This is a genomic window from Clostridium sp. CCUG 7971 (genome assembly GCF_017590215.1).
GTDB lineage: Bacteria > Bacillota > Clostridia > Peptostreptococcales > Peptostreptococcaceae > Faecalimicrobium.
The window spans coordinates 30718-39974 of the sequence record NZ_JAFFPK010000081.1 but is presented as its reverse complement, the minus strand read 5'-3'; the positions used below and the strand labels follow the sequence as shown (position 1 = coordinate 39974).

Genomic DNA, 9257 nt, shown 5'->3' with positions numbered 1-9257 from the left:
TTTTTTATAAGCAAATATAATAAATTTTATAGCTTTATTGTTGGTTTGTTGGAGGTGTAAATACTTTTGTTGCAAGATCATCATCCATCATATATAAAGCAGCTGGATTTTCTTTAGATCTTTTTACTCTTTTTAATAGAGAGCTAAAGTTATTTTCTTCTTCAACTTGTTCGTCTATAAACCATCTAAGAAGACTCATTGTAGAGTGTTCTCTTTCTTCAGAAGCTAAATCAGCAAGTTCATATATTCTACTTGTTACTAATTGTTCATGCTCATAACCTTTTTCAAATGCATCAATTATATCTTCAAATTTAGTGTTAGGTTTAGGTATAGCTTCTAATTCTACAACACCATTTTTTTGAAATACATAATCATAAAGTTTCATAGCGTGGAATAATTCTTCTTCAGCTTGAACTCTAAAGAAATTAGCGAAACCACTTAAATCAATAGACTCAGCGTAAGCAGCCATTGCTAAATAAGTGTAAGAAGAATAAAATTCAAAGTTAATTTGATCATTAAGTTTTTTTAATAATACTTCGTTTAGCATATGTATATCTCCTTTATAAAATATTTTTATTAGATATTAGTTTACCCAGAAATATATTTTATATATTTCAATAAAATTCTTTCCTTATGAAAACGTGTATAATTTAAATATATCACTCGTGGTAAATTATGTAAATAAGGGTTGATTATTTGTAACTATTTAGATAAATCTGAGAAAATAATTAATAAAAAAATTTTCAGGAATTTAATATTTAAGAAAATAAACTATAATAATACTATAAAAATACAGTTGGTAAAAATGAAGGAGCACTTGAAAGTTATAATATAATCAAAGACAATTAGATTAGGCCTAGGTAGTACATAAAAATTGAGTAATTAGGAGGTAATATATGAGTAATTTAAATTGGGCAATAATAGGTCCTGGAATAGCGGCAACAGATTTTGCGAATGCTATAAATAACGTTAATAAGAGTATATATGCAGTTTTTGCAAGAAATATTGAAAAAGGAAAAGAGTTTGCTAATGAATATAATATTGAAAAGGTATATGACAATGTAGATAAAATGTTAGATGATGAAAATATTGATGTTGTATATATATCAACACCTCACTGTAACCATTATGAATTTATAACTAAAAGTTTAGAAAAAAACAAACATGTAATTTGTGAAAAAGCTATTACGGTAAATAGTAGTCAATTAGAAAAAGCAGTAAATTTAGCAAAAGAAAAAAATTTAATACTTACTGAGGCAATGACAATTTATCATATGCCATTGTATAAAAAGCTACGTGATATAATCGATAGTGGTAGAATAGGGAAGTTAAAAATGATACAAGTATCTTTTGGAAGTTGTAAAGAATATGACGTTAATAATAGATTCTTTAGTAAAGAATTAGCAGGTGGAGCACTTTTAGATATAGGTACATATGCACTATCTTTTGCAAGGTTCTTTTTATCGAGTCAACCAAATGAAGTATTAACAACTGTTAAAGAATTTGAAACAGGAGTAGATGAACAATCAGGAATAATTTTAAAAAATTATAATGATGAAATGGCAGTTGTATCTCTTACAATGAGGTCTAAGATGCCTAAAAGAGGTATAATAGCGGGAGAATTAGCATTTATAACTGTTGATAATTTTCCAAGAGCTTGTAGTGCCTTAATAACTTATACAGATGGTTCTAGCGAAAAAATAGAAGTAGGAGATACATCAAAAGCATTAGAGTATGAAGTAGAAAATATGAATAGTTATATATTAAATAAATTAAAGAATAAAAATTTAGAATTGTCTATTGACGTTATGAATTTAATGGATAATGTTAGAAATCAGTGGGGAATAAAATACCCATTTGAATAATAAAAACCTCATGATTATAACATGAGGTTTTTATTAATTTAAGTAAAATTTACCAAGGTTTTGCCCAATCGCTATAATGGTACTCATCTTTCCATACTAAGTCAGTAGTTATATGAAAATCGCCATAGCTTTGAGTTGATTTATAATAAATATTTACCACTTCAAATTTAGAAGCTAAATCTTTATTAATTATTATCAAGTAATCATCAACTTTGAATACTTCATCTTTTTCAGTAGGCTCATCCAGAGCTACATTAAATATAGGCCCATATCAAGCTATGCTTTTTAAGTATACTCTAATATTATTACTATCTACATTATAGTCTTTTATCATATTATCAAGAGCAACTTTTGCCATCTCAGTTATATTTATAATCATAATAAGCCTCCACTTAAATAGTATAAATTATATTATTGCCAGATATTTTACTATTTATAGTTTTGTATATCCTACATTAGCCAAGTTTAAAAGCTCTAATGCATATTCATCAACTCTATAATCATTTCTATAATAAATATGTTTTATACCAGATTGGATAAGAGCTTTTGTACAATTTAAACAAGGAAAATGAGTTACATATATACTGCACTTTTTAACTTTTATACCTTCCTTAGCACAGTAATATAGTGCATTTTGTTCAGCATGTATAGTTCTTATACAATGGCCATCTCTCATTTTATGCTCAGTATCGATACAGTGATCATCACCTGAAATACTACCATTATATCCAGTACTAACTATTCTATTATCTGAGTTTACAATAACAGCTCCCACGAAAGCTCTATCACAAGTTCCTCTTTGTGCTATACTTTCGGCTATACCCATAAAATATTCTTCCCATGAACTTCTCATATAAATAAGCCTCCAAATTTCTATAGTATTATACATATTTATATTACTATAAATTAGGTATTATAAAAAGTGGATAAGTAATATTTCAAACTATGTTAGTATATAAAGTATAAGTAATAAAAAAATAGTATAACTATTAAGGATGATGTTAATAAATACATAAAGTTGAAGAAAGGATGATATATATGGTAGAAATTAAAATATCTGATGAACTAAAGAAGAAATGCCCTCAAGTAGCAATAGGATGTATTGAGGAATATGTTGATGTTTATGATGGTTGTGATAAATTATGGAAATTAATAGATGATAAATGTAGTACTATAAGAGAAAGTATTACACAAAGTGATATATTAGAAATAAAAAATATAGATGCATACAGAAAAGCATATAAAAGTTTAGGGAAAGATCCAAGTAGGTATAGACTTTCATCGGAATCATTGGTTAAAAGAGTAGTAAAAGGTATGGAATTATATAAGGTAAATAATGTAGTAGATATAAATAATTTAATATCACTTAAAAGCTTTTTTTCAGTAGGAACATATGATTTAGATAAGGTAAGTGGTGTAATATATTTTAATGTAGGTGGCAAGGAAGAACGTTATGATGGCATTGGTAGAGGATCAATTAATATAGAAAATCTACCTGTGTTTGAAGATGAAAAGGGGAAATTTGGAAGTACTACATCAGATTCAGTAAGAGCCATGATAACTAAAGATACTAAGCATATACTTATGAATATGAAGAGCTAAATGATTATATAGAATATGGTATAAAATTATTAAAAAAATACTCTAATGCAACTATTTTAGACAGCAAGATAATAAAATAAAAGGGTGAATTAGTTCACCCTTTTATTTAAATCACTACTTGTAAAGACGTTAACAAAACAATTATAGCTGTTACACAAATAGGTATAACAACAGACGTAACAAAAATATCTTTATAAGATTCTTTGTGTGTTAATCCACAAATAGCTAATGTTGTTATAACAGCTCCATTGTGAGGAAGTGTGTCTAATCCACCCGAAGAAAGTGAAGCTATTCTATGAAGTATCTCAGGTGATATATTTAAAGCCTGACTCATCTTAATATAAGTTGGAGCTAAAGCATCAAGGGAGATACCAAGACCACCAGAGGCAGAAGCTGTAAGTCCGCAAATAAGGTTTACTGATAAGGCTTCAGATATTATTGGATTTGATGAAATTCCAAATACAAATGATTGAATAACTCCAAATACAGCTAGAGATTTTATAACGCTACCATATCCAACTATTGCACTTGAATTAAGCAATGGCCTAAATGAATTTGATACTCCAGTGTCTAATACACTTTTCATATTTTTTATAGATTTTAAATTAGTCACTATTATAAATAAATCTGCTAGAACAATAGCTATAATTACACTCCATGTACCAGAAACACTACTTAATGTTGTATTATATTTACTTAAATAACTTCCATCTATATTAGGGTAATATAATTTAGAAAAAATTAAATTAGTAATGAATATTATTAATATAGGAAGAATAGATAAAAATATATTTGGCAAATTATCTAAATTTCTTTTAATTATTTCTTCTTTATGATTTCCATAACCTTCATTATTAGACCTTGCAGATTTAGCTCGTTTTGTTAACCAAATCATACCAAGGCTCAGCATAAGAATACTTGCAAATATACCAATAATAGGAGATGCAAAAGTGTCTGTTCCAAAATACTTCATAGGAATTACATTTTGGATTTCAGGTGAACCTGGAAGTGCCGTCATTGTAAAGGTAAAGGAACCTAATGCAATTGTTCCAGGAATAAGTCTTTTAGGAATGTCTGCTTCTTTAAATAACATACTTGCAATAGGATATAAAATAAATGCAACTACGAATAAAGATACACCTCCATATGTAAGTAAAGCTCCAGACAATACTACTGCTAAAATTGATTTATCTTTTCCTAGTTTTATAGTAATAAAGTGTGCAATTGATTTTGCATAACCTGCTTCTTCCATTAATTTTGCAAAAATTGCTCCAGTCATAAATAATGGAAAATAATTTTTTATAAAGTTAGAAAAACCAACCATATAAACTTCTGTATAGTTAGCCATTAGATAACTATCAAATCCAGTTGTAACTAATATAGTAATTATTGCAATTATTGGTGCTGTAATAATAGTTGAGTATCCTTTATAAGCGAGATATATTATAATTGCTAATGAAAAAATTAAACCTAAGATGCTAATCATTTTATTATATTGTCAAAATAAATGACAAACTCCTTTCTTTTTAATGAATTAAAAATATATAAATTTTATTTATATATTACCCTAAGGATATTTATCTACACAGCTTAAGTATTAAAAATAAAAAATACTACAATTTACATATAAAATTTAATATGATAAAGTATAATAGTTAGACGGCTAATGATTAGCCATCTAACTATTATACTTTGGAGGTGTTACATATTAAAGAAGATAGAAGACATATAAATAATGGAACTCTACATTCTGCATTAATGAAGCTAATGAGGGCACATCGTAAAAATGCAAAAAATGAATTTTTAAAAATAGGGTTAACGCAAGGAAAGCCTAAAATACTAGATTTTCTTATAGATAATTCAGGCTGTAGCCAAAGAGAGTTAGCAAGTTATTGTAAAATAGAGCCTGCTACGGCTACAAGTATATTAGCTGGAATGGAAAAAGAAAATCTTATATATAGAGAAAGAAATCCAAAAGATAAAAGAATTTTAAATGTATATTTAACTGATAAGGGCAAAGAAGTCCAAAGAAGAGTTGATAAGATATTTATTGACTTAGATGATAAATGCTTTAAAGGTTTTTCAGAAGAAGAAAAATCTCAAACAATATGTATTTTAAATAAGATTTATAGCAACTTAGAAAAAGGAGATAAATAAATTGGTTAAGTTATTAAGATATTTAAGAGGTTCAGCGATAATTTGTGCAATTTTAGCACCTATTACAATGAGCCTAGAAGTAATAATGGATTTATTACAGCCAACTCTTATGGCAAATATTATTGATATAGGTGTTGCAAATGGAGATTTATCATATGTATTTAATATTGGATTGAAAATGATAATCACAGCTATTATAAGTTTTGTAGCTGGTATATCGTGTTCATTTTTTGCATCTATAGCAGCTATGAAAATGGGAGAAAATTTAAGACAAGGAATATTTGATAAAATACAGACACTTTCATTTTTAGAAATAGATAAATTTAAAACATCATCACTTATTACAAGACTTACAAATGATGTTACTCAAGTGCAAAATATGGTACTTATGGGACTTCGAATTATGGTAAGAGCACCACTTCTAGCAATTGGTGGATTATTTATGGCAATAAGATTAAGCTCAAAATTATCTCTTATACTAGCAGTATCGATACCTATAATAATAGTATCTGTTGCTTTTATACTAAGAAAATCAATGCCTTTATTTAAGGTAGCTCAAGAAAAATTAGATAAGATAAATATCGTTATGCGTGAAAGTATATTAGGGGTTAGAGTGATTAAATCATTTACTATAGAAAAAAATCAAGAAAAGATATTTAATGAAGTTAATAGTGAATTAATGAATAATAGCATTAAATCTCAAAATATGAACCTAGTATTATGGCCTATTGCATCTTTAATAATGAATTTAACAGTTGTAGCTGTTTTATGGATTGGTGGTAATATGGTTAATACTGGAAGTATTGAGGTTGGTAAAATTATGGCATTTATAAACTATTTAATGCAAATAATGAACTCAATAATTATGGTTATAGGTATAAGTTTAAACTTCTCAAGAGCAAAAGCATCATCAGATAGAATAAATGAAGTTTTAAATACAGAAAGTTCTATAAAAGATTCAAAAGATTCTGTTGAAATTAATAACTTTGATATAGAGTTTAAAGATGTTTGCTTTAAATATAATAAGCATAGTGAGCTAGTACTTGAAAATATATCATTTAAAGCAAAGCAGGGTGAAAAAATAGGAATAATAGGGTCTACAGGATGTGGTAAAAGTTCTTTTGTAAACTTAATTCCAAGACTTTATGATGTAACTAGTGGAGAAGTTTTAATTGGTGGAGTTAATGTTAAAAATATAAAACTAAAAGATCTTAGAGACAATATAGGTATAGTTTTACAAGATAGTATATTATTTTCAGGTACGATTGAAGATAACTTAACGTTTGGAAATGAAAATGCAGATATGAAACTAATGGAATCATCTTCAAAAGATGCCCAAGCGTATGAATTTATAAAATCTAAGGAAGATACTTATAAGAGTATAGTAGAACAAAGAGGCAAAAACTTATCAGGAGGGCAAAAGCAACGTCTTTCTATAGCAAGAACTTTAATTAAAAATCCTAAAATACTTATAATGGATGATTCATCAAGCGCACTTGATATGGCAACGGAGGCTAAACTTCAAGATGCAATAAATTCTAGAATGAAGGAATTGACAGTTATTACAATAGCACAAAGAATATCTGGTGTTATGGAGGCTGATAAAATTATTGTATTAAATGACGGTAAAATATCTGCTATGGGAACTCATGATGAATTATTAAAAAATAGTGAAATTTACAAAAGTATTGCAGTATCACAATTAGGTGAGGAGGTGACATCAATTGTCTAAGAGTAAAGTAAATCCTCTTGCAGGGAATAGGCATAATCAAAACTTTAGTGGTAAAAAAGAAAAACTTAAAAATCCAAAGGAAACAATAAATAGATTACTAAAGTACTTAGGTAATAAAAAAATAGCATTAGTATCAATATTTATATTTTGTATAATAACTACTTTAGTAAGTATAGTAGGTACAAAATTAAATGGAGACATAATTGATAAATATATAGTAGTTGGAGATATGAATGGGCTTTTAAAAATATGCTTAGTTTTAATTGGAATGTATGTAATAGGTACAATAACAACTTTTATTCAAAATAGACTAATGGTAAATATAGCTCAGAAAACATCAGCAGATATAAGAAGTGATTTATTTGAAAATATGCAAAACCTACCGTTAAGATATTTTGATACTAGCTCAAGCGGAGACTTAATGAGTAGACTTACTAATGATGTTGATAATATAAACACCACATTATCTCAAAGTATAGCTCAATTTTTCTCAGGTATAATAAATATATTTGGTATGCTTATAGCTATGCTTATTCTTAGTCCGAGTTTAACTTTAATAGGATTAATAACAACCCCTATAATGTTTTTAACAACTAGACTTATTATGAAAAATACACAACCATTTTTTATTAAGCAACAAAATGAATTAGGTAAATTAAATGGGTATATAGAAGAAATGGTTTCTGGTCAAAAGGTAACACTATTGTTTTCACAAGAGAAAAAAGCTAAGGAAGAATTTTCAAAAATAAATTCAAACCTTACTAAAAGTTCAATATATGCACAGGCTTTATCTGGTTGCATGGGTCCGATTATGAATACAATTAGCAACTTTACATATTTAATATTAGCAGTTTCTGGAGGGTATTTTATATTATCAGGAATGGATTTAACTGTAGGTGTAGTATTTACAATAATTCTTTATATGAGAAACTTTAATAGACCTATAAACGAGATGCTAAATATTGCAAATACAATACAATCTGCATTAGCTGGAGCTGAAAGAGTGTTTGAAGTTATTGATGAAGAGAAAGAAGAAGATAATAAAAATGCAATAGAAGTTAATGATTTATATGGAGAAGTATGCTTAAAAGATGTAGACTTTTCATATCAAAAAGATAAAAAAATACTTAGAAAAATAAATTTAAAGGCATCAAAAGGCCAAACGGTAGCAATAGTAGGTCCAACTGGATCTGGGAAAACTACTATAATAAATTTACTAAATAAATTTTATAATATAGATAGCGGGGAAATTACTATTGACGGAGAAGATATTAAAAATATAAAGATGAGTAGTTTAAGAAAGTCGATATCAATAGTGCTCCAAGATACATTCTTATTCTCAACAAGTGTTCGTGAAAATATAAGATATGGAAATCTTAATGCAAATGACAAGGAAATCAAAGAAGCAGCAAAACTTGCTAATGCAGATCACTTTATAAGACAATTACCAGATGGATATGACACAGTCTTATCTGATAATGGGAGTAATTTATCTCATGGACAACGTCAATTACTTGCAATTTCAAGAGCTATGCTTTCTAAGTCTTCAATACTAATACTTGATGAAGCTACATCATCAATTGATACTCGTACAGAATCTCATATTCAGGAAGCTATGGGTAACCTAATGGAAGGAAAAACTACATTTATAATAGCGCATAGATTAAGTACTATAAAAAATGCAGATATTATACTTGCAATAAAAGATGGAGAAGTAATAGAGAGAGGAACCCATAATGAATTATTAGAAAATAATGGTTTCTATGCGAATCTTTATAATAGTCAGTTCAGAACAGGTCTTAGTATATAGATAACAAGATAAATAATACAGGTTAAAATAAGTTGTTACTAGATTTTAAATAGTGACAGCTTATTTTATATTAAAAGGGTTTTACAAAACG

The 9257-nt window shown here is 27.5% G+C and carries 9 protein-coding genes; 5 read left to right on the top strand and 4 right to left on the bottom strand.

The features are described 5' to 3' along the window. Positions 1-34: 34 nt before the first annotated feature. On the bottom strand, positions 35-547 hold the full coding sequence (locus JWF52_RS11170; protein WP_208333639.1) for a ferritin: 513 nt from the start codon (positions 545-547) through the stop codon (positions 35-37). 349 nt (positions 548-896) lie between these two features. Here JWF52_RS11170 and JWF52_RS11165 point away from each other — a divergent pair, with 349 nt between their 5' ends. Further along, positions 897-1865 (top strand): Gfo/Idh/MocA family protein, encoded by a 969-nt coding sequence (locus JWF52_RS11165; RefSeq protein WP_208333638.1) that lies wholly within the window; start codon positions 897-899, stop codon positions 1863-1865. Between the two features lie 49 nt (positions 1866-1914). Here JWF52_RS11165 and JWF52_RS11160 read toward each other — a convergent pair whose 3' ends face one another. Further along, positions 1915-2064 carry a hypothetical protein gene (locus JWF52_RS11160; protein WP_208333637.1) on the bottom strand — a complete coding sequence of 50 codons (150 nt, stop codon included), beginning with the start codon at positions 2062-2064 and terminating at the stop codon, positions 1915-1917. 234 nt (positions 2065-2298) lie between these two features. Continuing rightward, positions 2299-2718, bottom strand: a complete 420-nt coding sequence (locus JWF52_RS11155; protein ID WP_208333636.1) for a deoxycytidylate deaminase — start codon at positions 2716-2718, stop codon at positions 2299-2301. A 185-nt stretch (positions 2719-2903) separates the two neighbouring features. Here JWF52_RS11155 and JWF52_RS11150 point away from each other — a divergent pair, with 185 nt between their 5' ends. Beyond that, entirely contained in the window at positions 2904-3467 is a 564-nt protein-coding gene (locus tag JWF52_RS11150; RefSeq protein ID WP_286184120.1) for a B3/B4 domain-containing protein, read from the top strand. Between the two features lie 106 nt (positions 3468-3573). Here the strand turns inward: JWF52_RS11150 and JWF52_RS11145 are convergent, their stop codons facing one another. Continuing rightward, positions 3574-4953, bottom strand: a complete 1380-nt coding sequence (locus tag JWF52_RS11145; RefSeq protein WP_208333635.1) for a GntP family permease — start codon at positions 4951-4953, stop codon at positions 3574-3576. 212 nt (positions 4954-5165) lie between these two features. Between JWF52_RS11145 and JWF52_RS11140 the strand changes: the two genes are divergently transcribed. The 3 genes from JWF52_RS11140 to JWF52_RS11130 are packed head-to-tail and all read left to right on the top strand — an operon-like array spanning position 5166 to position 9166. After that, entirely contained in the window at positions 5166-5624 is a 459-nt protein-coding gene (locus JWF52_RS11140; protein WP_353654925.1) for a MarR family winged helix-turn-helix transcriptional regulator, read from the top strand. Position 5625: 1 nt separating this feature from the next. Then, complete coding sequence (locus JWF52_RS11135) at positions 5626-7356, top strand: ABC transporter ATP-binding protein (RefSeq protein ID WP_286184118.1); 1731 nt, start codon at positions 5626-5628, stop codon at positions 7354-7356. Continuing rightward, positions 7349-9166, top strand: coding sequence for an ABC transporter ATP-binding protein (locus tag JWF52_RS11130; RefSeq protein WP_208333634.1), 1818 nt, complete (start codon positions 7349-7351; stop codon positions 9164-9166). Before JWF52_RS11135 ends, JWF52_RS11130 begins: the two co-directional genes overlap by 8 nt. Positions 9167-9257: the final 91 nt, after the last annotated feature.